Origin of the sequence: uncultured Pseudomonas sp., from assembly GCF_913774235.1 — a bacterium.
GTDB lineage: Bacteria > Pseudomonadota > Gammaproteobacteria > Pseudomonadales > Pseudomonadaceae > Chryseomonas.
The window spans coordinates 25,325-47,091 of record NZ_CAJYDW010000011.1 but is presented as its reverse complement, the minus strand read 5'-3'; the positions used below and the strand labels follow the sequence as shown (position 1 = coordinate 47,091).

Below are 21,767 nucleotides of genomic sequence, written 5' to 3'. Positions count from 1 at the left end.
ATGGAAGATCCGTTCAGCATCGGACTTCGCTTCGCGTTGTATGTCGATTTGATGATGCTGTTCGGGCTGGCGCTCTTCGGTCTCTATAGTTTGCGTGGCCTTGAGCGCCGTTCGGGCATGGTGTTGCCCTTCTTGCCTCTGCTGGCGACAACCGCGGTGGCGGGACTCTTGCTCTCGGTCGTGTCCATGGTGCAAATGGCCAAGGCTATGAGTGGGGTGGCTGAATGGGGCGAGGCCATGCCGCATGTCGAGATGATGATCGCCGAGACGGAGCTAGGCACCGCCTGGCTTATCCGTATGGCCGCCCTCGTGGCCGCTGCTGTGGCCATTGCCTTCAACCCTCGTTGGCCAATGGCGAGCCTGCTCGTGGTTTCGCTACTGGCAGGCGTGGCGTTGGCTACGCTGGCGTGGGCCGGGCACGGCGCCATGGACGAAGGCTCTCGACGCTTTTGGCACTTTAGCGCTGACATTCTCCACCTGTGGGCCTCCAGTGGCTGGTTCGGCGCGCTCGTGGCTTTTGCCCTATTGCTGTGGCCCGGCAAAATGAAAACACGGGCGTCAGTCCAGATCCTGTTGCGCACGCTTAGCGGCTTCGAGCGAGCCGGCGCGGTGATCGTGATGCTGATCGTCTTCACGGGTGTGATGAACTATCTGCTCATCGTCGGACCCCAAATCAGAGGGCTGGCGCAAAGCACCTATGGCCTGCTGCTGCTGGGTAAGCTGGGCCTTTTCGCCGTGATGATCGGGCTGGCTTCGGCCAACCGCTTTCTCTTGAGCCCGGCATTGGAGCAAGCAGTCCATCAGGGCGATTACCCGCGTGCGGCACGGTCTATCCGCTTCAGCATGGCTCTGGAGCTCGGCTCCGCCATTTTGGTGCTAGGACTGATTGCCTGGCTCGGTACGCTATCTCCTGAGATGGAAGCGGGAATGTGAAGCCGCCTGGTCCCGTAGTGTCGTTCCGAAAAGATCGGGTCGCTGAGGATGGAGCATGAAGCTGCTGGTAGCCGAAGACGAACCCAAGACCGGCATCTATCTACAGCAGGGTCTCCGAGAGGCTGGCTTCACGGTGGATCGCGTGGTCACCGGAGCGGATGCCCTCGATCAGGTGCAGGCCGAAACCTATGACCTGTTGATCCTCGACGTGATGATGCCGGGCCTCGATGGCTGGGAGGTCGTCAGGCGCCTGCGTGCTGCGGGTCTCTCCGTGCCGGTGCTGTTTCTGACGGCACGAGACGGGGTAGATGACCGAGTCAAAGGGTTGGAGCTGGGCGCTGACGACTACCTGGTCAAGCCGTTCGCCTTTTCAGAGCTGCTCGCGCGAATTCGAACGCTGCTAAGGCGCAGAAGCGGCAGCCTGCCAGTTCAGACAAGCCTGCAGATCGGAGACCTGCAGGTCGATCTGCTCACACGCCGCGTCACGCGAGGAGGTAAACGAATCGACCTTACGACCAAGGAGTTTGCCTTGCTGGAGCTGCTGATGCGCCGGCGCGGGGAGGTACTTTCCAAATCCCTTATAGCCGCCCAGGTCTGGGACATGCACTTCGATAGCGACACCAATGTCATTGAGGTAGCGATCCGGCGGTTGCGGGCCAAGATCGACGATGACTTCGAGACGAAACTACTCCATACCTGCCGTGGAATGGGCTACAGGCTAGACGTACAGGACGAAGGATGAAGCCGGGTTCACTTACCTTTCGCCTGAGCCTCATGTTCGTGGTCGCGGTCGTCGCTGTCCTCCTCATTGTGGGCATCGCTTTCAACCAGCTGAGTCGCCACCACTTTCGTGCGCTGGATGCCCAGGCACTGGAAGAAAAGCTGGAAGCGATCACCCAGATCGCCCAGGAGCCCGCAGTGAGTCCGGACCAACTGAAGGCTCGTTGGCATACGCTGTTAGCAGCACATCCAGATCTCAGCGCGGTGTTTCTGGAGCCTGACGGCAACCTCTTTTTCGCCCAGCCTCCTCAGTCATCGGCACCGTCTCTGGCCCGGGCTACCGAACACGCTGGCGTGTGGGAGTGGGAAAGCGACGGGCACCTGTTCAGGGCTATGAAGGCATCAGTCGCAGCGTCAGCAATCCGCCCTCCGCTGACCACATGGCTGGTCTTGGACGTGACCACGCATATGCACTTTTTCGCCCTGCTCGAGCGCTGGTTCTGGGGCGTTCTGATAGCCAGTACTGTGCTGAGTGCCGCGCTCGGGTGGCTGGTCGCCAAGAGTGGGCTGCGTCCGCTAGCAAAACTGACCCAGGCAGCCGCCTCGATGTCCGCGGGCTCACTGAAGGAGCGTATTCCTCTCGAGCCCGTGCCCGACGAGTTGCGCGAACTCATCACGGCATTCAATTCCATGCTCGGTCGCCTGGACGATTCGTTCATGCGTCTATCGAATTTCTCCGCAGACATCGCGCACGAGCTTCGCACCCCGATCAGCAATCTGCGGACCCACACCGAAGTGATCCTGGCCAAGAAGCGGGACTCGGAGGTGTACGAGGAGAACCTGACTTCCAACTTGGAAGAGCTCAATCGTCTATCTGGAATCATCGACGGCCTGCTGTTCCTGGCCAAATCCGACAACGGGCTCATCGTGCCCGAGCCGGTCGAGCTAGACCTGGGTAGGGTCATTAGCAAGTTGTTCGGGTATTACGAGCTGCTGGCCGAGGACAAGGGTATCCAGCTCAAGACATCGGGAAGCGCGTTGATTTTCGCGGATAGCGTGATGATCGACCGGGTCGTGTCGAATCTGCTATCCAATGCCCTGAGGTATACGCCGTCCGGGGAGACGATTGAGGTCAACATCCAGGATCTAGGTAGCCGCGTTGAGCTTCGGGTAGAAAATCCCGGCCCGGGGATTCTCCCGGAGCACCTGACGAGGATCTTCGACCGGTTCTATCGGGTGGACCCTGCGCGCCGCGAGGGTGAAGGCAATGCGGGCTTGGGCTTGGCGATTGCTCGGGCCTTGATGCAAGCTCAGGGGGGCACTATCTCCTGCACGTCAGCGGAGGGTCGAAACACGTTCCTCCTGACATTCACAGGAGCAAGGGACCTCCGTACCTGACGGTGGAGTGGTGCAAGGTGGAGTTGCCATGAGGCGGACGCCTGGACAGTCAATCGAGCGGGAGGGCTGGCCTTAACGTCTGTACATGGCTGCCGCTTAGTATCCCCGCTGCCGATCCACCAAACCCAACATCGACTCGCCGCGTTGATGGCGCCGGATGTTCTCCAGCAAGACCGTGAAAGCCGTCTCCGGCACAGTCATGGCACCCACGTGGGGCGTCAGCCAGATCTGCGGGTGCTGCCAGAAGGGATGGTTAGCCACTGGCGGCTCCGGCTCCACCACATCCAGCACCGCTTGATTCAGTTGACCGCTGTCCAGCGCCGCCAGCAGATCGGCTTCCACCAGCTGGGCGCCGCGACCCAGGTTGATCAGGCTGGCACCGCGGGGCAGGGCGGCGAACAGGCGGGCGTCGAGGAGGCCACGGGTTTCCCCGGTCAGGGGCAGCAGGCAGAGGAGGATCTCGCAATCGGCCAGGAACGCCGGCAACTGCTCGGCGCCGGCATGGCAGCGTACGCCGGGTAGCTCATGGGGCGAGCGCGACCAGCCCGAAAGCTTGAAGCCGAAGGTGGCGAGCCGCTCCAGCACTGCCTGGCCGATCTGACCGAGACCGAGCACGCCCACGCGCCTGTTCTCCGCCCTCACCAGGGCATGTTCCTGCCAACGCCCCGCGGCCTGCTGGTCGAGATAGCGCGGCAACTGGCGGTGCAGCGCCAGGACCATGAGCGTCGCGTATTCCACCATGCCGGCGACGATGCCGGGATCCAGCATCCGCACCATGGGTAGCGCCGGGGGCAGCAGGGTCAGGTCGAACTGATCGACGCCGGCCGAGGTGGCGAACAGCACCTCAAGGTTGGGAAAGCGGTGGGCCAGGTCTTCCGGCGGCTGCCAACAGGCCAGGTAGCGGATCTCTTCCGGTTTGCCCACGTCCGGCCATTGGCGAAATTCGATATCGGGTGCGCGTTCCTGGAACAGGCGTCGCCAGGCCTGGCCGCGTGCGGGATCGGCCTTGTAGAGCAGCGTCATGGGGAGATCTCCGGCAAAGCCCAAGGATGACGCAACGGGGCGGTAGTTTGTCCCGAAATCCCAGGCACCGCCGCCATGATCGGTGGTGCGGTGGATACTGCGCCGCACCTCGGAAAAACGGCAGCTTCTGTGCTGGCGGGGGGTACAAACGCCATAACCCGGGCGCCCTGGAAGTCGATACTGGCCGGGTCCGCGGCACACCTGCCGCGCCTCTCGACGTGAGGAACCGCCATGCCCCTGCTGCACTACTGCCAGCCGCCCGGTGACCGCCAACTGCCCCGCGCGCTCCAGCCCCTGCACGATGATCCCCTGGCCGCCGGCCGGGAACTGCACCTGCACGATGGCCGCCTGGGCTATGTGATGGGCAGCGCCGTCGCTCATTCCGCCGACTGCCAGCTGGACGACTACCCCTGGGTGGAGGTCAGCATTATCGAAGCCGGCGAGTTGCAGCTGGAATGGGAGGGGAATGCCCTTTACCTCAAGGCCGGCGATGCCTTCGTCTTGCCGCGCGGTCTGAATTGCCGTTGGCGCCATGCAGGCGAGTTGCGGCGGCTGTTCATGGCCTTTCCCGGTCGCGCCAGCGAAGGCCCCATGCCCCAGGCCCCCGTGCTGCTGGACCCGGCGGCCCCGCGCGAACCCTCGCCGCCGCCGGCGCCCAGCGTGCTGCTTAGTCCCGAGCCCACCGCCACCGGCTGTGACCTGTTCGAAAGCGGCGGCGGGGCCCTGCGGGTAGGCATGTGGGAGTGCACGGCATACACGCGCAAGGCCGTGAGCAATACCCACTGCGAGCTGATGCTGCTCTATGCCGGTTCGGTGAGCCTGGTGGTCGCGGGCGAGGCGCCCTGTCATGTCAGGGCGGGTGAGGCAGTGCTGGTGCCGGCGGAAACCGCCATGGCCTGGGATAGCCGGGAGACGGTGCGCAAGCTGTATTGCATCCTGAGTTAGCTTCAGAAAAAAATGCTCAATCGGCTATCCATCGGTTAGGAAAATCCTTTCCGAGGTCGGTAAAGAGTGTGTTGAAAAGTTTGATGGAGATGCTTGAATATGTCCGCTGATAGAGGGGGTGTGTTTTGATGGATGGTATTCGTCGCTAGATGGGATTTGGGAGGGTGTCTGTCTTTGTCTACTTGGCTATTGGCTAAGCTTCAACGTTCTTGTTGGTGTTTGGCTTTTGATCAAGAAACTCTATTTTATAACGGAGGGCTGTGGCATGGCTGAGGATGTTCTTTATAACTGTTTTCGCTCTTCTCGCTTGACGGGCGCTTACGGGCTTTTTCATATCTATGAGAATGAAATAAATGGCTCCCCTCAAGAAGTGTGCCTAGAACTCGATGGCGGTAAGTTTTTTACCTTTCGCACGGGGCCAGTGGGTTCTACCGTTCGTATTCTAACAGGACTCCCAAAGGAAAAGGACCTGGGAGAGTACGGCGAGGAAAAGTTACTCGACTTAAGTAAGAATAGCGTGTTTTCCCAATGCTTGGGTAAAAGGATAATCTACTTTTCAGAGATAAGGTCTTTGCGTGACGAGATCGATGTCGGGGTGTTTTTTGGTCTTGAAATTGGATGTTGCTTTTCAATAGTAAGTCTAGGCGATGAAATTGACTTCTATGGCAAAATTCCTCATGCCTTATTGTCAAGTGAATTGCTGGCCCTGAAAGAAGAAAGTAGGAGCTTTCAACTTTGAAGGATGGTTCGGTTAATCTACTGTCTGCCATATTCTGGCTGGAGGTGTGGTAGTGCCGAAAGCCCCTTTCCTGTAATATCGGACACAGCACCCTCACCGCATGATATCAGTATTAGCGGCAGCCGCATGTTCACCGCTGTAGTGAGCGAATGACCACGGGTACGGCGAAATTCAAGACTACAGCAAGAACAAGAACGTCACCTGCTAGAAAACTACGTTAACCAGCATAAAAGCGTAACCCGATGCGGTTGCCCTCCCTGTTGAACAATTCTGATGTTGGCAGGACCGCCGCGTGGTGGTCAGCCCGCCTTGATCAGACTACGCAGCGGCAGGGCATTCTTGACCACGGGCGATTTTATGACGATGTAGCTGAAGTACTTCTCGATGCCGACGTTGCGATCGAGGATGGATTCCATCAGTTCCTGGTAGTGGCCGATGCTGCTGCACATGAAGCGCAGCAGGTAGTCGTAGCCGCCGCTGATCAGGTGGCATTCGAGGATCTCGTCGACGCCGCGGATGAAGGATTCGAACTTCACGAAGTCGGCGCGCTTGTGGTCGGAGAGGGTGACTTCGGTGAAGACCGTCACCGAGTTGGCGATCTTGGCGAGGTTGACGTGGGCCTCATAGCCGCTGATGTAGCCGGCCGCCTCCAGGCGCTTGACCCGCTGCAGGCAGGGGCTGGGGGAGAGACCCACGGCTTCGGCCAGGCTGACGTTGGTCATCCGCCCGTCCTTCTGCAGTTGCACCAGGATGTTGATGTCGATGCGGTCCAGTTTCGTTGCGGCGTCCATCGTCATTCCTCGCAGTCGTGAACGGCAGGCTCAGGCACGCAGGGCGGTCTGGTGGGCATGCACCAGATCGGCGAGACTCGCGTACTCGCACCGCGTGCCGTCCAGGGCCTGCCGCGAAAGATTCCAGGGCCGCGAACGGTCGCGGCGCAGGGTACACAGGGGAAAATCCACCAAGGGGTTCCAGGGGTCGTCCGGTTCGCTGCCGCGTACCGGCAGCAGATCCTCACGGGCCAAGCCCAACGCTTCCAGGGTGTCGTCCAGCGCCAGACGCAGATCGCCACCCCGGTTGGGCACCACAGCGGCGAAAACATCGGGTAAGCGCGCCGTGACCGCTGTGGCTTCGCCGTCATCGGGCGAGGCCAGCAACACCAACCGATAGAACTTGCTCAGGTACTGCAGGGCTCCGGGTGCATCCTCGAACACCGGCCAGCACGACGTGGCGTTCCCAAAAGCCACGCTGGCATCCAGATCGGCTTCCTGTTGCAACTCTTGCGCCAGACGTTGGTGGATGCGCAGGTGCAGGCTGGTCTGGCTGGCGCCCGGACTCGCCTGGCGCAGTTCGCGGGCCAGGCGGTGATAGCTGCCGAGCAGCCAATCGGGATGAGTGCTGAGCCCCGCCTGCGCCACAAGAGGGCGCAGGGCTTCGAGGATGCCTCCTTCGCGGTCGATCAGGGTGCCGTAGCAGGAAAAGCCTATGGCCTGGTAACGGGTGATTCTCATGGTCGGTTTCCCCTTGGCGCCGCGCTGCCGAGGTCAGGCGGCGTTACGTTCGACCTCAGGCACCGGCCTGGGCGAGGGCCTGGCCGAACATGTGCAAGGCTTCGGCCAGTTGTGCCTCGGTGGTCACCAGCGGCGCCAGGAAGCGGATGACGTTGCGTTCGACCCCGCACTTGATCACCAGCAGGCCCGCCTGGCGGGCGCCGTCGATGACCTGCTGGGCGAGGGTAGCGTCGGGGCTGTGGCCATCGGCGCCGACCATCTCCACCGCCAGCATGAAGCCGCGGCCGCGCACCTCGCCGATGCGTGGATGCCGCCGCTGCAGGTCGAGCAGGCCGCTGCGCAGCTGTTCGCCCAGGGCGACGCCACGGGCGACCAGGTCTTCTTCGGCGAAGACGTCCAGCACCGCCAGGGCCGCGGCGCAGGCGAGGGCGTTGCCGCCGTAGGTGCCGCCGAGGCCGCCGGGCAAGGGGGCGTCCATGATGGCGGCGCGACCGACCACCCCGGAGAGCGGCAGGCCACCGGCCAGGCTCTTGGCCACCGTCACCAGGTCGGGCTGGACGCCGGTCTGCTGGAAGGCGAAGAGGCTGCCGGTGCGGCCGAAGCCGGTCTGGATCTCGTCGGCGATGAGCACGATGCCGTGCTGGTCGCAGAGGGCGCGCAGCGCCTGGAGGAATTCCACGGGCGCCGGGCGGAAGCCGCCGTCGCCCTGCACCGGTTCGATCAGAATCGCGGCCACCTGGTCGGGTGCGACCTGGGTGGCGAACACCTCGCGCAGCCCGGCCAGGGCCTGCTGGGTATCCACCCCGCGGAAGGCATCGGGGTAGGGCGCGTGGTAGATGTCACCGGGGAAGGGCCCGAAGTTCTGCTTGTAGGGCTGGGCGAAGCCGGTGAGGGTCACGCCGAGCAGGGTACGGCCATGGAAGCCGCCGCGGAAGGCGATCACCCCGGGTCTTTTGGTATGGGCGCGGGCGATCTTGATGGCATTTTCCACCGCCTCGGCGCCGGAGGTCAGCAGCAGCGTCTTGTAGGCTTCGCCGTTGCCGATGAGGGTGTTGAGACGATTGGCCAGCTCCAGGTAGGGCTCGTAGGCCATCACCTGAAAGCTGGCGTGGGAGATCTCCCCGACCTGACGGCGCACGGCCTCCACCACCCGCGGGTGGTTGTGACCGACATTGAGCACGCCGATGCCACCGACGAAATCGAGGTAGCGGCGACCGTCCACGTCCCAGACTTCGCTGCCCTGGGCGCGGGCCACCACGACGGGATGGGCGGTGATGATGCCGCGGGGAACGCCTTGTTCGCGAAGACCAAGCAGGCGGTCGGTGGCTTTGGCAGCGGAATTCATGCAGCGATACTCCAGGCAGGGGCGAGAGTTCCAGCCTACGCAGGCCGCAGGGTCGGTAACGCTGAAGTTGCCGCCCCTGGCATCGTGATCGGCTGTTTTGTTCAGGGGCGGCGGCATTTTCGGTTGCCGGCCAGCCCCGGTTTCAGTCGAGCCCGCCCAGGTGCCAGGCCTTGACCTCCAGGTACTCGTCCAGCCCCAGGTGCGAGCCCTCGCGGCCCAGGCCGGATTGCTTCACGCCGCCGAAGGGCGCGACCTCCATCGACAGGGTGCCGGTGTTGAGCGCCACCATACCGAACTCCAGCTGCTCGCCGACGCGCCAGGCACGGCGCAGGTCCTGGGTGTAGTAGTAGGCGCCCAGGCCATAGGGCGTGGCATTGGCCAGCGCCAAGGCCTCGGCTTCATCGCGGAAGCGGAACAGCGGCGCCACCGGGCCGAAGGTCTCCTCGCGGGCCAGCAGCATGTCCGCCGTGGCGCCGGTGAGCACCGTGGGGGCGACGAACTGGTCGCGCCCGCTAGGTATGCCGCCGAACAGCGCCTTGGCGCCCTGGGTCAGGGCGTCGTCGACATGGCGGGCGACCTTGTCCACCGCCTGGCGGTTGATCAGCGGACCAAGGGAGACGCCGGCCACCAGGCCGTTGCCCACCTTGAACTTGGCGGCCTCGGCGGCCAGGCGCTCGGCGAAGCGATCATGGATGCCGTCCTGCACCAGGATGCGGTTGGCGCAGACGCAGGTCTGGCCGGCGTTGCGGAATTTGCTCTGCAGCACCCCGGCGATGGCCAGGTCGATATCGGCGTCGTCGAAGACGATGAAGGGCGCATTGCCGCCCAGCTCCATGCTGGTGCGCTTCACCGTGGCCGCGCACTGCGCCAGCAGCAGTTGGCCGATGCGGGTAGAGCCGGTAAAGGACAGCTTGCGCACCGCCGGATTGCCGGTCAGTTCGCCGCCAATGCCGGCGGGCATGCCGGTGACCACGTTGAAGACTCCAGCAGGGAAACCCGCACGGTCGGCCAGCTCGGCTAGCGCCAGGGCCGACAGTGGGGTGAGGTCCGAGGGCTTGATCACCACCGGGCAGCCGGCAGCCAGGGCCGGAGCGGCCTTGCGGGTGATCATGGCATTGGGGAAATTCCAGGGGGTGATGGCGGCGGCGACGCCCACCGGTTGCCGCAGCACCAGTACCCGACGGTCCCGGGCCGGCGCGGGCAGGATGTCGCCAAAGCTGCGCCGGGCTTCCTCGGCGAACCATTTGACGAAGCTCGCGCCATAGGCGATCTCGCCGCGGGCCTCGGCCAGCGGCTTGCCTTGCTCCAGGGTCATCAGCAGGGCCAGGTCGTCCTGATGCTCCAGTATCAGCGCGTGCCAGCGCTCCAGCAGCGCGGCCCGCTCGGCCGCCGGACGCTCGCGCCAGGCCGGCCAGGCCGCTTCCGCCGCGGCGATGGCGCGGGCGGTTTCCGGGGCTTCCAGGGCGGCGACCTGGGCGAGGGTTTCGCCGGTGGCGGGATTGTCCACGGCGAAGGTGGCGCCGTTGTCGGCGGCGATCCAGTGACCGTCGACATAGGCGGAGGCTTTGAATAGGTGGGGGTCTCGCAGATCGAGGTGCAGCGGCATGGTGGCGCTCCCAGTGGCAGGTCAGGCCCTGAGTCTAGGGAGGGGTGGCGGTGGCGAATGCCGAAATCGACCGCTGTGAACCGGCGTCGAACGCGTTCGCGGCGACGTTGCCGCAGTTTGTGCGGTGGCTTCCTGGCCTACCGTTATTGAGGGGCCGCGCCTGTGTCCAGTCCCTTGACCGCCAGGTCGAGGAAGTTGGCCAGCGCCTGGAGGCGGGCACTGCGCTGCTTGCGGGCGGGGACCAGCAGGGTGATGGGCGCGCTGTCGAAGCGCCACTCCGGCAGCAGCCGGACCAGGGCCCCGCGCGCGATGGCATCGGCGACGTCCCACTGGGAACGCAGCACGATACCCAGGCCCTGTTCGGCCCAGCGGCGGGCCACGCTGCCATCGTTGGTGAGCAGCGCCGGTTCGATGCGCAGCGTCTGGCGCTCCAGGTCGTTGCGCAATTGCCAGAGGGTCACGTCCTCGTCGTTCTCGCGGATGCAGATGCAGCGGTGGCGCAGCAGCGCCCTGGGCTCCTGCGGCAGGCCGTGCTGGTCCAGGTAGGTCGGACTGGCGCACAGCCAGCGTTCGTTGTGGGCCAGGGTCTTGGCGATCCAGGAGCTGTCGTCGATGGCGCCTATATGAATGACCGCATCGCTGTCGTGCCGGTCGGGCCAGGGGGTCTCCCGTAGGTCCAATTGCAGGCGCAACTGCGGATGCAACACGGCGAAGCGCGCCAGCAGCGGGGCGATGCGCTGGCGACCGTAGCCGAAGGGCGCGGCGAGGCGCAGGGTGCCCACCAACTGCTGATCCTGGCGGGTGAAGGTGTCGGGCAAGGCCTCGAGGCGGTCGAGCAGTTCGCTGCATTGCTGGGCGAAGCGCTCGCCATCGGGGGTCAGGCTCAGCCGCCGGGCATCGCGATTGGCCAGGGCTACCCCCAGCCGTGCCTCCAGCTTGCGCAGGCGGGTGGAGAGCGCGGGCGGCGAGACGTTGAGGGCGCGCGCCGCCGCGCTGAGGGATTCACAGCGGGCCAGCAGCACTACCAGACGTAGGTCTTCGATGGCGATCATTAATCTGGGCTAAAGGAATGGATCAGTAGGATTGAATCACAGCTTTACGAAAGGCGGCTACAGTCCGCCCATCGCCCACCGGTCGAGTCCTTGCCATGACCCTCTCCCTGCTCACCCTCGATACCCCTGCCGCGCTCATCGACGAGGCACGGATGATGCGCAACATCCACCTTATGCAGGCGCGTATGGATGCCCTCGGCGTCCGTCTGCGGCCCCATGTGAAGACCAGCAAGAGCGAGGCGGTGATCCGCCGGCAACTGGCGGCGGGCGCCGAGGGCGTGACCGTCTCCACCCTCCAGGAGGCCGAGGCCTGTTTCGCCCTGGGCATCACCGACGTGCTCTATGCCGTGACCATCGCCCCGGCGCGGCTGGAACAGGTCAGCGCGCTGCGACGGCAGGGGTGCCGGCTGAGCATCCTGACCGACAGCCTGGCCGGGGCCCAGGCCATCGTCGCGGCCGGCCAGCGCTACGACGAAGCCTTCGAGGTCTGGCTGGAGATCGACTGCGATGGACATCGCGCGGGCCTGCAGCCGGACGATCCCCGGCTGGTACAGATCGCCGAGCTACTGAGCGCGGGCGGCATGCGCCTGGCAGGGGTCCTCACTCACGCCGGCTCGAGCTACGAGCTGGACGACCCGGAGGCGCTGCAGGCCTTGGCCGAGCAGGAGCGCGCCTGCTGCGTCGCCGCGGCCGAGCGCTTGCGCGCCCAGGGCCTGGCCTGTCCGCAGGTGAGTATCGGCTCGACGCCCACGGCGCTGTCGGCCCTGGATCTGACCGGGGTTACCGAGGTCCGCGCCGGCGTCTACGTCTTCCAGGACCTGGTGATGCACAACGTCGGCATCTGCCAGGCCGAGGACCTGGCGCTGAGCGTCCTGACCACGGTGATCGGCCATCAGGTGGAAAAAGGCTGGGTGCTGGTGGACGCCGGCTGGATGGCCCTGAGTCGCGACCGGGGCACCCAGCGGCAGCGGCGTGACTTCGGCTATGGCCAGGTCTGCACCCTCGAAGGCCGCTGGCTCGACGGCGCCCTGCTGACCGGTGCCAACCAGGAACATGGCATCGTCAGCTTCGCCGGGGGCTGCCCGGACGATCTGGAGCAACGCTTCCCGGTGGGTAGCCGCCTGCGCATCCTGCCCAACCATGCCTGCGCCACTGGCGGCCAGTTCGAGCGCTATCACGCCGTGGACGCCAGCGGCGCGGTCACTCCCTGGAGTCGCCTGCATGGTCGCTGAAGCGCGCTTCATCCAGACCGCCGCCGCGGCGCCACCCGGCGGCCACTATTCCCAGGCGGTGGCCTACCAGGGGCTGCTTCACGTATCCGGGCAACTGCCGGTGCGACCCGACGGTAGCCATGCGGTCGCGGCGAGTTTCGCGGAGCAGGCCCAGATCGCCCTGGACAACCTCTGCGCCATCCTGGCCGCGGCGGGGCGGGGGCCGCAGGATCTGCTCAAGGTGACCGTCTATGTCGTCGGCATCGAGCACTGGCCGACCTTCGACCGCCTCTATGCCGGGTACCTGGGCGAACACCGGCCGGCGCGGGCGGTGGTTCCGGTGCCGCAGTTGCACCATGGTTATCTCGTCGAAATCGAGGCGCTGGCGCGCGCCGACTGATTGCCTGTCGCTACCTGGGAGCTACCCTCATGCTGCTGGACCCTTCGTTGCAACCGCTGATAGATCCCCAAGTGACCCGCTGCTGCTATCTCGCTGGCCGCTGGGTGCCGGTGCCTGGCGCCGCCCGGGCCACGGTGACGGATCCCGCGACCGAGCGTCCGCTCGCCGAGGTGGCCCTCGGCGGCGCCGCGGAAGTCGACCAGGCGGTACAGTCGGCCCGTAGCGCCTTCGACGCCTGGTCCGGGCGGACGCCAGCCGCTCGCGCCGAGCTGCTGGAGCGCCTACAGACCCTGCTGGCAGAGCGTGCCGACACCTTCGCCCAGGTGATTTCCCGGGAAATGGGCGCGCCCCTCGCCGCGGCTCGGGCGCTGCAGGTACCCCTGGCCCTGGAACACCTGCGCGTGGCGCGCGAGGCGGCGGGCGACTACGCCTTCGAGCGTGCCGAGGGCGCATTACGCATCCGGCGGGAGGCCATCGGCGTCTGCGCCCTCATCACACCCTGGAACTGGCCGCTCTACCAGATCACCGCCAAGGTCGCGCCGGCGCTGGCCGCCGGCTGCACGGTGGTGCTCAAGCCCAGCGAGCTGGCCCCGCTGAGCGCCTTGCTGTTCGCCCAGGCGGTTCATGACGCGGGGATCCCAGCGGGGGTGTTCAACCTGGTCAACGGCGACGGCCCCACGGTCGGCGCGGCGCTGGCCGAGCATCCCGACGTCGACATGATTTCCATCACCGGCTCCAATCGCGCCGGGGTCCTGGTGGCCCAGGCCGCCGCTCGTACGGTCAAGCGCGTGACCCAGGAGCTGGGCGGCAAGTCGCCCAACCTGCTGCTGCCCGATGCCGATCTGCCGGAGGCGGTGGCCAAGGGCGTGCTGGCGGCCTTCCGCAACAGCGGCCAATCCTGCAGCGCGCCGACGCGGATGCTGGTGCCTCAGGCCCAGCTGGCCGAGGTGGAGCGCCTGGCGGCGGCCACCGTGGCCAGCCTCGTGGTCGGTGATCCTCAGGCGCCCGCGACGACCCTTGGCCCCCTGGCCAATGGCGCCCAGTTCGCTCGGGTGCAGGAGCTGATTGAGAGCGGCCTGGCGGAGGGCGCCAGGCTCGTCTGCGGCGGACCGGGGCGCCCGGACGGCTGCACCACCGGCTTCTATGCGCGCCCCACGGTGTTCTCGGCGGTCACCTCCGGGATGCGCATCGCCCAGGAGGAAATCTTCGGGCCGGTGCTCTGCCTGCTGCCCTACAACTCGCTCGACCAGGCGATCGCCATCGCCAATGACAGCCACTATGGCCTCAGCGCCCACGTCCAGGGTCGCGACGCCGACCAGGTGGCCGCGGTAGCGGCCCGTCTGCGCGCCGGGCAGGTCCATCTCAACTATCCGGCCTGGAATCCCTGGGCACCCTTCGGCGGCTACAAGCGCTCCGGCAACGGGCGCGAATACGGCGTCCACGGCCTGGAGGAGTATTTGGAGACCAAGGCGATCCTTGGTCACTGAGGAAGTCAGGCGAACAGCGGATTGTCCCTGAGCGCCGCCACCGCCAGGTCGATGAAGGCCCGTACCTTGGCCGGCGCCTGGCGCCCTTCGGGGTAGATGAGGTGAATCGGCAGCGGCGCTTCTTCATGCTCGGCGAGAACGATCTGCAGCTCGCCTTCCGCCAAGGCCGGAGCGACCTGGTAGTGCAGTGCCCGGGTGAGCCCCTGACCGCTCCTGGCGGCGGTGATGGCGGCTTCGTTGGTGTTGCACAGCAACTGGGGATCGACCATTACCCGCTGCCCGCCAGCGAAGCGCCATTCCAGGGACGCCCAGGCGCTCTGGCAGGCAAGGATGCGATGCTCGCGTAGCGCGGCAGGGGTAGCGGGCACGCCCTGGGCCTGCAGATAGGCGGGCGCCGCGCAGACCACCCGCCGCACGCGACCGACCTGGATGGCGGTGAAGCCCGAATCGGGCAAATGACCGATGCGCAAGGCGACGTCCATGCCTTCCTCGACGATGTTCACCGGCCGGTCGACGAAGAAGGTGCGGGCGCGCATCTGCGGATAGCGTTCGAGATAGTCCAGTAGCAGCGGCAGCACGTGCAGCTGCCCGAACAGCAGCGGAGCGGTGATGGTCAGGGTGCCGACCGGCTTGGCGTAGTGGCCGGCCGCGGCCAGTTCCGCCTCGCCGATGTCGGCGAGGATGCGCCGGCAATCCTGCAGGTAGCGGGCGCCGGCTTCGGTGGGCCTGACCGAACGGGTGGTACGCACCAGCAGGCGCGCACCGACCAGCTCCTCCAGCGCGGCCACCAGGCGGGTCACCGCCGGTGCGCTCAGGTGCAGCTCCCGGGCGGTACGGGCGAAACTCTCGGTTTCCGCCACCTTCACGAACACGCGCATCGCCTGCCAACGATCCATCTGCCTCGCCGTCCTGTCTTGTCGACCAGGCTCCATGGTAGTCAACTTCCGGCGGCGCGGGTCACAGATCGAGCGCCAGGCGGTCGGTGCCAGCCGCCGGCACCGCGCAGCACAGCAACGCCTCGCCGTCGGCGACCCGCGCCACCGGCTCCCGCGCATAGGTGACGGCGCCGGCGAGCAGCCGCGTCCGGCAACTGCCGCAATGACCTTCGCGGCAGCTGAAGGCGGGGTCGAGACCTCGCGCTTCGGCCAGCTCCAGCAGCGATCCTGCTGCGGGCGTCCAGCGCGCCTCCTTGAGCGAGGCGGTGAAGACCACCGGTACGCTGTCCGTGGCGGCGGCTGGACGCACGGGAGCCGCCGCTTCCAGGGGCTGACTGCGGCGCAGCGCCGCCGGACCGAAGGCTTCGGCATGGATGCGCGCGTCCTCGATGCCGTAACTGCGCAGGCCGTCGTACAGGGCTTGAGTGAAGGCCGCCGGGCCGCAGAGGTAGAAGGCGTGATCGCCGAAGGGCAGGAAGCGGCCCAGCACGCCCAGGTCGATCCGCCCGGCCACCTCGTAGTCGGTCTCCGCCACGGCCCCGCGGGTATCGCTCAGCGCCCGCACCAGGCGCAGCGAGCCCCCGGCGGCGACTACCAATTCGGCCAGCTCCGCCTCGAAGGCGCGCTCGGCCTTCGACCGGGCGCCGTAGAAGAGGGTGATCGGGCGCTGGCGCTGGGTCCGGCGACCTTCGTGGACCAGGTGCCTCAGCATCGCCAGTAGCGGGGTGATGCCGATGCCAGCAGCCAGCAGTACCAGGGACTGGTCGGCAGCGGCGGCCAGGGTGAAGTCCCCCGCTGGCAGGCGCGTGTCGAGCACATCGCCCTCGCGCAGCCGCTCATGCAGCCAGGTGGACACCAGCCCCTCGCGCTTGACGCTGATACGGTAGTGCCCGTCGGCCGGCGCGCTGGAGAGGCTGTAGCTACGCAGCGCCGGGGGCTGGCCAGCGACCGGAGTGAGACGCACCGGCAGGAACTGGCCGGCCTGGGCGGGTGGCAAGGCGGTGCCGTCCGCCGCGGCCAGATGGAAGGAGCGGATGGTGGCGCTCTCCTCGACGACGCGGATGACGCGCAAGGGTCGCCAGCGGTTGCCGAGTTCCCGGCTCAGCAGACGCTCGCGCGCCTGCGTCCAGCTGCCGGTCAGCTGGCTGCTGTCCGACTCGCCTCCGACCCGTGCCTGCCAGCGCAACGCCAGGGCGGCGCGGCGCCGAACGATATGCTGCGGGCGAAAGGTCCAGAGGCGCTCGGCGCCTTCGAAGGCGGCGATCTCCGGCGAGTCGAACAGCACCTCGGCCAAGCCACTCAGCTGCAGCAGGTCGCCGCGCCCGCCGTCGATGAACAGCAGCCCGGCCTGGCCGTTGGCGAGGATGTTGCCCAGGGTGTTGAAGAACAGGTTGCCGTTGAAGTCGGGAATGGTCAGCACGCCCTCGGCGTCCACCCGGACGAAGCCCGGCTTGCCGCCACGGTGGGAGACGTCCACCCGGCGCCGTCCCTCCTGCTCGGCATAGGAGGCGACGAAGAAGGTATCGGCCCCTTCGATCAGCTGCCGCGCCGCCTCATCCAGCGCCTCGAGGCATTCGGCGGCCGGAGCGGGCGTCTTATCCGGTGCTTGGTTGGGTTGCAGGTCGCGCAGCTGGATGTAGCGCGGGCAGTTGCCGAAGCTCTGGTCCACGGTCATCCGAAGGCCCTGGGGCGTCAACTCGACCTCACCGTTGACGCGATTGCGGCGCCGGGTATGCAGCTCGATGCCCAGCAACCCCACGGCGGCGCCATCCGCCAGGCCGGCGCCGGCCGGATCGCCTGCCGGTAGGCTGGCCGCGATGTCCAGCCGGGTCGGTGTGGGTGCACTGACGAAGCCCGGCGCGCCTTCCAGGATCGTCGCCCAGGCCGCGCCCGTCGTGTCCACGCTACCCAGCACCAGGAAGGGCAGTTGCTGGTAGAAGGCGCGGTGCTGGTCGGGCATGAAGCTGCGGATCACCCGCGGGCCGACCTCGACCATCCGCTGGCGGACGCCGACGCGCTCCTGCAGGGCGATTTCGCCGGGGTGCCAGGTGGGCAGAGCGTTCGGGGGCGTGCTCATCGAGGTAGCTCCTCGCAGTGGGGAAGGCGGGTGATCCAGCTGCCTCAGGCGCGCAGACCGGCAGCCGTCTGCGGGAAGGGCACGAAGCCCGGTAGCGCTTCCACGCGTTGCAGGAAAGCGCGCACGGCGGCGTAGGGCGCCAGGTCCACGTTGCCTTCCGGCGCCCCGGCCAGGTAGCTGTAGAGGGCGACGTCGGCGATGGTCGGGTGATCGGCGGCCAGCCAGTCGCGATTCTCGAGATGAGCCTCCAGCCGCTCCAGGAGGACATGGGCACGGGCAATGACTTCCTGGGCATTCATACGTGCGCCGAATACCGTGATCAGCCGCGCCGCTGCCGGGCCATAGGCCAGTTCGCCCGCGGCCACCGACAACCAGCGCTGGACGGCGGCGGCGCCGGCGGGGTCTTCCGGCAGCCAGTCGGTACGGCCCAGTTTCTTCGCCAGGTAGACGAGGATGGCATTGGAGTCGGCGACGACCACACCGTCGTCTTCCAGCACCGGCACCTGGCCGAAGGGATTGAGGGCGAGGAACGCCGGAGTGCGGTGCTCGCCGGCCGCGAGGTCGACCTCGACGAGTTCGGGCGCGAGGCCCAGCAGCGAGGCGAACAGCACGGCGCGATGGGCATGACCGGACAACGGAAGGTGGTAGATCTTCATGATCCAACTCCTGGCAGGCATCGGGCCGAGGGTGGTCCCGATTCGTGCTACCAGCTTGGGATCAGATCGTTTTCGGGGGAATCGGCCTTCTCGTCAGTTCAGCATTCCGCAAAATGGAATGATCGACCTAGCCACAGGCGAACGCCAACACCCGCCCCAGCATGGCATCACAGTCATCCAGCTGGCCCTGGGCGATGAATTCGTCCGGCTTGTGCCCCTGATCCATGCTGCCCGGCCCGCAGACCACGGTGGGAATGCCGGCGGCGGCGAACAGGCCCCCTTCGGTGCCGAAGGCGACGGTGCCGAAGTCCCGTGAGCCGCAGAAGCTCGCGATCCATTCCGCGGCCTCGCTGTCGGCGGCCGTATCCAGGCCGGGATAACTGGAAAGCTCGGCGAAGTTGACCGCGCTTTCAGCGCTGATGGCCTTCATTGCCGGTAGCAGGCTGTGCTCGGCATAGTCCCGTAGCTGATGGATCACCTGGTAAGGGTCCTGGGCGGGCAGGGCGCGGATCTCGAAGTCGAAGGCGCAGTCCTGGGGCACGATGTTCAGCGCCTGGCCGCCCGCGATCAGCCCGGTCTGCACCGTGGAGAAGGGCGGATCAAAACGGGCGTCCCGTCGCTCCGGCGCCTTGAGGGCCTCACTCAGACGTCCGAGTTCGACGACCAGGTGGGCGGCGTATTCCACGGCGTTGACCCCCTTGGGCGCATAGGCCGAATGACAGGCCGCGCCGTGCACTTGGCAGCGCATGGCCACCTTGCCCTTGTGGCCGAGCACGGGCTTGAGTTCGGTGGGCTCGCCGATCAGGCACAGCAGCGGCTTTACCGGACGCTGGGCCAGTTGGTCGAGCAGGCTGCGAACCCCCAGGCAGCCCACCTCTTCGTCATAGGACAGCGCCAGGTGCAGCGGGCACCGCAGGGGCGCGCGGCTGGCGGCGGGCACCAGCGCCAGCAGACAGGCCAGATAGCCCTTCATGTCAGCGGTGCCCCGGCCATAAAGCTTGCCGTCGCCTTCGCTGAGCTCGAAGGGTGGACGGGTCCAGGCCTGGCCGTCCACCGGCACCACGTCGGTATGGCCGGAGAGCACGATGCCCGGTACGTCAGCCGGCCCCAGGGTGGCGAAGAGATTGGCCTTGGTGCCTTCGGCGTTGTGGATCAGCTCATAAGGCACGCCGAAGCCATCCAGGTAGCCGGCGACGAAGTCGATCAGCGCCAGGTTCGACTCGCGACTGGTGGTGTCGAAGGCCACCAGCCGGGCCAGCAACTCCCGGCTGGCGCTCATCGGTCGTCTCCCGGCACGCCGTAGCCGGGGGCGAGATCCGGACGCACCGCGCGGTCGAGGTAGTCCTGCAACTGGGGTTCATAGGCGCGCCAGAGGGCCGCCAGCTCGCCAATGGGGTCGGTCTCGGTCCAGTCGACGCGCAGGTTGACGATGGGCCAGCTGGGCTCGCCGACCACCAGCAGCGCCGCCGAATGCACCGGACCGGCCTCGCCACCGGCGGCCATCGCTGCCTGCATGGCCAGCAGCAGGCGCTCGGCGAGGGCGCCCTGGGTGCTTTCGAAATTCTCCACCAGCGCATCCACAACCGCGGTGCTGGCCAGCATATTGCCGGCGCCCACGCAGTCCCAGCCGCTGCGGGCCTGGTGCACGCCCAGGGTATGGGCACCGCTGTGGTGGGCGCTACGGCCCTGGGCGTCGATGACGGTCACCTGGCGATACTCGGCGTAGCCGTCGCCAGCCAGGCTTTCGGCCAGGGCCGCCGCGGGTGTCAGGCCTCGCGCCAGTCCATCCAGGGTGCGCGGTCCCAGGGCGGGCAGGGTGATGTTCTGCGAGCTGACCGCGCCGACACCGGGCTGCAGCCAGGGGCAGCGGGCGCCCACGGCGATGCTCGACGAACTGATGGCGATGCCGAACTGACCGGTCGCGGCGCAGCGGGCGGTGATGGAAAAGGTCATGGCGCGGCCTCAGTCAGGGATCACGGCGATGACGTCGATCTCCATCAGCCACTGGGGCTGGCCCAGGGCCGAGACCACCAGTCCGGTGGAGATGGGGAAGACACCCTTGAGCCACTTGCCGACCTCCTGGTAGACCGGCTCGCGGTAGCGCGGATCGATGAGGTAGGTGGTGGTCTTGACGATGTGGCTCAGGTCGCTGCCGGCTTCTTCCAGCAGTTGTTTGACGTTCTTCATGGCCTGCTCGGCCTGGGCCCGGGGATCGCCCAGCCCGACCAGGTTGCCCTCGAAGTCGGTACCTACCTGGCCGCGCACATAGACGGTGTTGCCGGCACGCACCGCCTGGCAGAGGTCGTTGTCCAGAGTCTGGTTGGGGTAGGTGTCCTTGGTGTTGAACATGCGGATACGGGTGTGGGTCGGGGTGGCCATGGCTGGGGCTCCTGCTCTGGAAAGGGGTGTCAGGCGATGCGCGACTTACGTGGCTGGACGGTCGATTGCTCGCCGGGGCGGTACTCCTGGTAACGGCGCTGGATGGCGATCTGATCGGCGACATGGCGGGCGTCGTGCCAGCAGCCCCAGATGAAGGCCGAGCCACGGCGGCTGAGCCAGGGCAGGCCGACGAAGTAGATGCCCGGCTCGGCGCCGACCCCGCGTTGATGCTTGGGCTTGCCGTTGTCGCCGAAGGTATCCACCTGCAGCCAACTGAAGTCAGTGGCGTAGCCGGTCGCCCAGATCACCGAGCTCACCCCGGCGGCCTTCAAATCCAGCTCTTGCAACGGTTCACGGATGCAGTCGGCGTCCGCCACGCGCTCACGCGCTGCGGGTTCTTCGGGCAGGTCCAGGCCGTGGCGGGCGGCATAGGCGTCGGCGGCGTCCAGCAGGGCCAGGTAGTTGGCATCGCCGGCGTCGAGATTCTGGTTGAGGTCCGGGCGGAAGCGCACCACACCATCGACGAAGGTGTCGGTGAGACCCACCAGGGTCATGCCGGCCTGGGCCAGGCGGCGGAAGTCCACGGTATGGCCGCCGCGGGCACCGCTGACGGCGATGGTCACGTGCTCGCGGCCCGGCTGCATGGTCTCGGTGTCCCAGAGGCCGAGCACGCCCAGCCACCAGCAGAAGTCGCGCCCGCGATAGGCGCGCGGCGGACGATCATGAGGCCCTACCGACAGGTAGACGCGCTTGCCGGCACGTAGCAGTTCATCGGCGATCTGCACCCCCGAGGAGCCGGCGCCCACCACCAGCACCGCGCCGTCGGGCAATTGCTGGGGATTGAAGTACTGGGCGGAGTGGATCTGGTAGAGCCCCTCGTCCTTGGGCGCTATGGCCGGGATGACCGGTTTCTGGAAGGGACCGGTAGCCACCACCACCCGCTGTGCGCTCAGGCTGCCCGCGGAGGTTTCGACCAGGAAACCACTCTGGCCCTCCTGGCGGGTCACCCGGGTGACGGCAACGCCGGTGCGGATGGGTGCGCCGATCTGCTGGGCATAGGTCTCGAAGTAGGCGGCGATCTCGTCCTTGCCGGGGAAACCATCCGGCGGCGTCTGGAATTCCAGGCCGGGAAAGCGATCGTGCCAGGCCGGGCCGTTGGCCACCAGGGAGTCCCAGCGGCCGGTGCGCCAGGCTTCGGCGATGCGGTTCTTTTCCAGCACCAGGTGTTCGATGCCCAGGCGGCCCAGGTGCTCGCTCATGGCGACGCCGGCTTGGCCGGCGCCTATCACCAGGGTGTCGATAGCGGTCGGTAATGCGGTCATGACGGTACCCTTCGGCCGCTCCACGGGG

General features: G+C 66.6%; 21 protein-coding genes. 8 read left to right on the top strand and 13 right to left on the bottom strand.

The features are described from left to right. The 3 genes from copD to QZ471_RS09085 are packed head-to-tail and all read left to right on the top strand — an operon-like array spanning nt 1 to nt 3,051. A complete protein-coding gene (gene copD, locus QZ471_RS09095) occupies nt 1–933 on the top strand; it encodes a copper homeostasis membrane protein CopD (protein WP_295462904.1) in 933 nt (310 codons plus the stop codon). A gap of 55 nt (nt 934–988) precedes the next feature. Next, nucleotides 989–1,675, top strand: coding sequence for a heavy metal response regulator transcription factor (locus tag QZ471_RS09090; RefSeq protein ID WP_295462902.1), 687 nt, complete (start codon nt 989–991; stop codon nt 1,673–1,675). Next, nucleotides 1,672–3,051, top strand: a complete 1,380-nt coding sequence (locus QZ471_RS09085; RefSeq protein ID WP_295462900.1) for a heavy metal sensor histidine kinase — start codon at nt 1,672–1,674, stop codon at nt 3,049–3,051. Before QZ471_RS09090 ends, QZ471_RS09085 begins: the two co-directional genes overlap by 4 nt. 96 nt (nt 3,052–3,147) lie before the next feature. On the opposite strand, the gene QZ471_RS09080 is transcribed toward QZ471_RS09085, so the two are convergent. Beyond that, nucleotides 3,148–4,074 (bottom strand): glyoxylate/hydroxypyruvate reductase A, encoded by a 927-nt coding sequence (locus QZ471_RS09080; RefSeq protein ID WP_295462898.1) that lies wholly within the window; start codon nt 4,072–4,074, stop codon nt 3,148–3,150. Between the two features lie 231 nt (nt 4,075–4,305). On the opposite strand from QZ471_RS09080, the gene QZ471_RS09075 reads away from it, so the two are divergent. Next, nucleotides 4,306–5,019, top strand: coding sequence for a cupin domain-containing protein (locus QZ471_RS09075; RefSeq protein ID WP_295462896.1), 714 nt, complete (start codon nt 4,306–4,308; stop codon nt 5,017–5,019). Between the two features lie 265 nt (nt 5,020–5,284). Continuing rightward, complete coding sequence (locus QZ471_RS09070) at nt 5,285–5,758, top strand: hypothetical protein (RefSeq protein ID WP_295462894.1); 474 nt, start codon at nt 5,285–5,287, stop codon at nt 5,756–5,758. Nucleotides 5,759–6,057: 299 nt separating this feature from the next. On the opposite strand, the gene QZ471_RS09065 is transcribed toward QZ471_RS09070, so the two are convergent. The 5 genes from QZ471_RS09065 to QZ471_RS09045 form a co-directional block, all read right to left on the bottom strand. Further along, nucleotides 6,058–6,549 (bottom strand): winged helix-turn-helix transcriptional regulator, encoded by a 492-nt coding sequence (locus QZ471_RS09065; RefSeq protein ID WP_007161776.1) that lies wholly within the window; start codon nt 6,547–6,549, stop codon nt 6,058–6,060. A gap of 30 nt (nt 6,550–6,579) precedes the next feature. Beyond that, nucleotides 6,580–7,269, bottom strand: a complete 690-nt coding sequence (locus tag QZ471_RS09060; RefSeq protein ID WP_295462883.1) for a hypothetical protein — start codon at nt 7,267–7,269, stop codon at nt 6,580–6,582. A gap of 55 nt (nt 7,270–7,324) precedes the next feature. Then, nucleotides 7,325–8,614, bottom strand: a complete 1,290-nt coding sequence (gene gabT / locus QZ471_RS09055) for a 4-aminobutyrate--2-oxoglutarate transaminase (protein ID WP_295462880.1) — start codon at nt 8,612–8,614, stop codon at nt 7,325–7,327. 142 nt (nt 8,615–8,756) lie between these two features. After that, nucleotides 8,757–10,220, bottom strand: coding sequence for an NAD-dependent succinate-semialdehyde dehydrogenase (locus tag QZ471_RS09050; RefSeq protein WP_295462877.1), 1,464 nt, complete (start codon nt 10,218–10,220; stop codon nt 8,757–8,759). Nucleotides 10,221–10,363: 143 nt separating this feature from the next. Beyond that, nucleotides 10,364–11,272: a LysR family transcriptional regulator gene (locus tag QZ471_RS09045; protein WP_295462875.1), complete on the bottom strand. Its 909-nt coding sequence runs from the start codon at nt 11,270–11,272 to the stop codon at nt 10,364–10,366. Between the two features lie 95 nt (nt 11,273–11,367). On the opposite strand from QZ471_RS09045, the gene QZ471_RS09040 reads away from it, so the two are divergent. The 3 genes from QZ471_RS09040 to QZ471_RS09030 are packed head-to-tail and all read left to right on the top strand — an operon-like array spanning nt 11,368 to nt 14,370. Further along, nucleotides 11,368–12,504 carry a DSD1 family PLP-dependent enzyme gene (locus QZ471_RS09040; RefSeq protein WP_295462873.1) on the top strand — a complete coding sequence of 379 codons (1,137 nt, stop codon included), beginning with the start codon at nt 11,368–11,370 and terminating at the stop codon, nt 12,502–12,504. Continuing rightward, nucleotides 12,494–12,883, top strand: a complete 390-nt coding sequence (locus QZ471_RS09035) for a RidA family protein (protein ID WP_295462871.1) — start codon at nt 12,494–12,496, stop codon at nt 12,881–12,883. The genes QZ471_RS09040 and QZ471_RS09035 overlap by 11 nt, the downstream gene beginning before the upstream one ends. A 29-nt stretch (nt 12,884–12,912) precedes the next feature. Beyond that, nucleotides 12,913–14,370: an aldehyde dehydrogenase family protein gene (locus QZ471_RS09030; RefSeq protein ID WP_295462869.1), complete on the top strand. Its 1,458-nt coding sequence runs from the start codon at nt 12,913–12,915 to the stop codon at nt 14,368–14,370. A 5-nt stretch (nt 14,371–14,375) separates the two neighbouring features. Here the strand turns inward: QZ471_RS09030 and QZ471_RS09025 are convergent, their stop codons facing one another. From QZ471_RS09025 to QZ471_RS08995, 7 genes are all read right to left on the bottom strand, one after another. Further along, complete coding sequence (locus QZ471_RS09025) at nt 14,376–15,266, bottom strand: LysR family transcriptional regulator (protein WP_295462867.1); 891 nt, start codon at nt 15,264–15,266, stop codon at nt 14,376–14,378. 61 nt (nt 15,267–15,327) lie between these two features. Further along, nucleotides 15,328–17,382: a pyridoxamine 5'-phosphate oxidase family protein gene (locus QZ471_RS09020; RefSeq protein WP_295462864.1), complete on the bottom strand. Its 2,055-nt coding sequence runs from the start codon at nt 17,380–17,382 to the stop codon at nt 15,328–15,330. 44 nt (nt 17,383–17,426) lie between these two features. Continuing rightward, nucleotides 17,427–18,038, bottom strand: a complete 612-nt coding sequence (locus QZ471_RS09015; RefSeq protein WP_295462861.1) for a glutathione S-transferase — start codon at nt 18,036–18,038, stop codon at nt 17,427–17,429. A gap of 127 nt (nt 18,039–18,165) precedes the next feature. Further along, complete coding sequence (argE, locus tag QZ471_RS09010; RefSeq protein ID WP_295462859.1) at nt 18,166–19,317, bottom strand: acetylornithine deacetylase; 1,152 nt, start codon at nt 19,315–19,317, stop codon at nt 18,166–18,168. Next, a complete protein-coding gene (locus QZ471_RS09005) occupies nt 19,314–19,991 on the bottom strand; it encodes a DUF1028 domain-containing protein (protein ID WP_295462857.1) in 678 nt (225 codons plus the stop codon). Before QZ471_RS09005 ends, argE begins: the two co-directional genes overlap by 4 nt. Nucleotides 19,992–20,000: 9 nt before the next feature. Beyond that, entirely contained in the window at nt 20,001–20,417 is a 417-nt protein-coding gene (locus QZ471_RS09000) for a RidA family protein (RefSeq protein ID WP_058763000.1), read from the bottom strand. Nucleotides 20,418–20,446: 29 nt separating this feature from the next. Then, nucleotides 20,447–21,739, bottom strand: coding sequence for an NAD(P)/FAD-dependent oxidoreductase (locus QZ471_RS08995; RefSeq protein ID WP_295462853.1), 1,293 nt, complete (start codon nt 21,737–21,739; stop codon nt 20,447–20,449). Between the last annotated feature and the right edge of the window lie 28 nt (nt 21,740–21,767).

What these genes read in the sequence shown, in the direction of transcription:
- copD (WP_295462904.1), top strand. Translation starts at nt 1, where the DNA reads ATGGAAGATCCGTTCAGCATCGGACTTCGCTTCGCGTTGTATGTCGAT.
- QZ471_RS09090 (WP_295462902.1), top strand. Translation starts at nt 989, where the DNA reads ATGAAGCTGCTGGTAGCCGAAGACGAACCCAAGACCGGCATCTATCTA.
- QZ471_RS09085 (WP_295462900.1), top strand. Translation starts at nt 1,672, where the DNA reads ATGAAGCCGGGTTCACTTACCTTTCGCCTGAGCCTCATGTTCGTGGTC.
- QZ471_RS09080 (WP_295462898.1), bottom strand. Translation starts at nt 4,074, where the DNA reads ATGACGCTGCTCTACAAGGCCGATCCCGCACGCGGCCAGGCCTGGCGA.
- QZ471_RS09075 (WP_295462896.1), top strand. Translation starts at nt 4,306, where the DNA reads ATGCCCCTGCTGCACTACTGCCAGCCGCCCGGTGACCGCCAACTGCCC.
- QZ471_RS09070 (WP_295462894.1), top strand. Translation starts at nt 5,285, where the DNA reads ATGGCTGAGGATGTTCTTTATAACTGTTTTCGCTCTTCTCGCTTGACG.
- QZ471_RS09065 (WP_007161776.1), bottom strand. Translation starts at nt 6,549, where the DNA reads ATGGACGCCGCAACGAAACTGGACCGCATCGACATCAACATCCTGGTG.
- QZ471_RS09060 (WP_295462883.1), bottom strand. Translation starts at nt 7,269, where the DNA reads ATGAGAATCACCCGTTACCAGGCCATAGGCTTTTCCTGCTACGGCACC.
- gabT (WP_295462880.1), bottom strand. Translation starts at nt 8,614, where the DNA reads ATGAATTCCGCTGCCAAAGCCACCGACCGCCTGCTTGGTCTTCGCGAA.
- QZ471_RS09050 (WP_295462877.1), bottom strand. Translation starts at nt 10,220, where the DNA reads ATGCCGCTGCACCTCGATCTGCGAGACCCCCACCTATTCAAAGCCTCC.
- QZ471_RS09045 (WP_295462875.1), bottom strand. Translation starts at nt 11,272, where the DNA reads ATGATCGCCATCGAAGACCTACGTCTGGTAGTGCTGCTGGCCCGCTGT.
- QZ471_RS09040 (WP_295462873.1), top strand. Translation starts at nt 11,368, where the DNA reads ATGACCCTCTCCCTGCTCACCCTCGATACCCCTGCCGCGCTCATCGAC.
- QZ471_RS09035 (WP_295462871.1), top strand. Translation starts at nt 12,494, where the DNA reads ATGGTCGCTGAAGCGCGCTTCATCCAGACCGCCGCCGCGGCGCCACCC.
- QZ471_RS09030 (WP_295462869.1), top strand. Translation starts at nt 12,913, where the DNA reads ATGCTGCTGGACCCTTCGTTGCAACCGCTGATAGATCCCCAAGTGACC.
- QZ471_RS09025 (WP_295462867.1), bottom strand. Translation starts at nt 15,266, where the DNA reads ATGGATCGTTGGCAGGCGATGCGCGTGTTCGTGAAGGTGGCGGAAACC.
- QZ471_RS09020 (WP_295462864.1), bottom strand. Translation starts at nt 17,382, where the DNA reads ATGAGCACGCCCCCGAACGCTCTGCCCACCTGGCACCCCGGCGAAATC.
- QZ471_RS09015 (WP_295462861.1), bottom strand. Translation starts at nt 18,038, where the DNA reads ATGAAGATCTACCACCTTCCGTTGTCCGGTCATGCCCATCGCGCCGTG.
- argE (WP_295462859.1), bottom strand. Translation starts at nt 19,317, where the DNA reads ATGAGCGCCAGCCGGGAGTTGCTGGCCCGGCTGGTGGCCTTCGACACC.
- QZ471_RS09005 (WP_295462857.1), bottom strand. Translation starts at nt 19,991, where the DNA reads ATGACCTTTTCCATCACCGCCCGCTGCGCCGCGACCGGTCAGTTCGGC.
- QZ471_RS09000 (WP_058763000.1), bottom strand. Translation starts at nt 20,417, where the DNA reads ATGGCCACCCCGACCCACACCCGTATCCGCATGTTCAACACCAAGGAC.
- QZ471_RS08995 (WP_295462853.1), bottom strand. Translation starts at nt 21,739, where the DNA reads ATGACCGCATTACCGACCGCTATCGACACCCTGGTGATAGGCGCCGGC.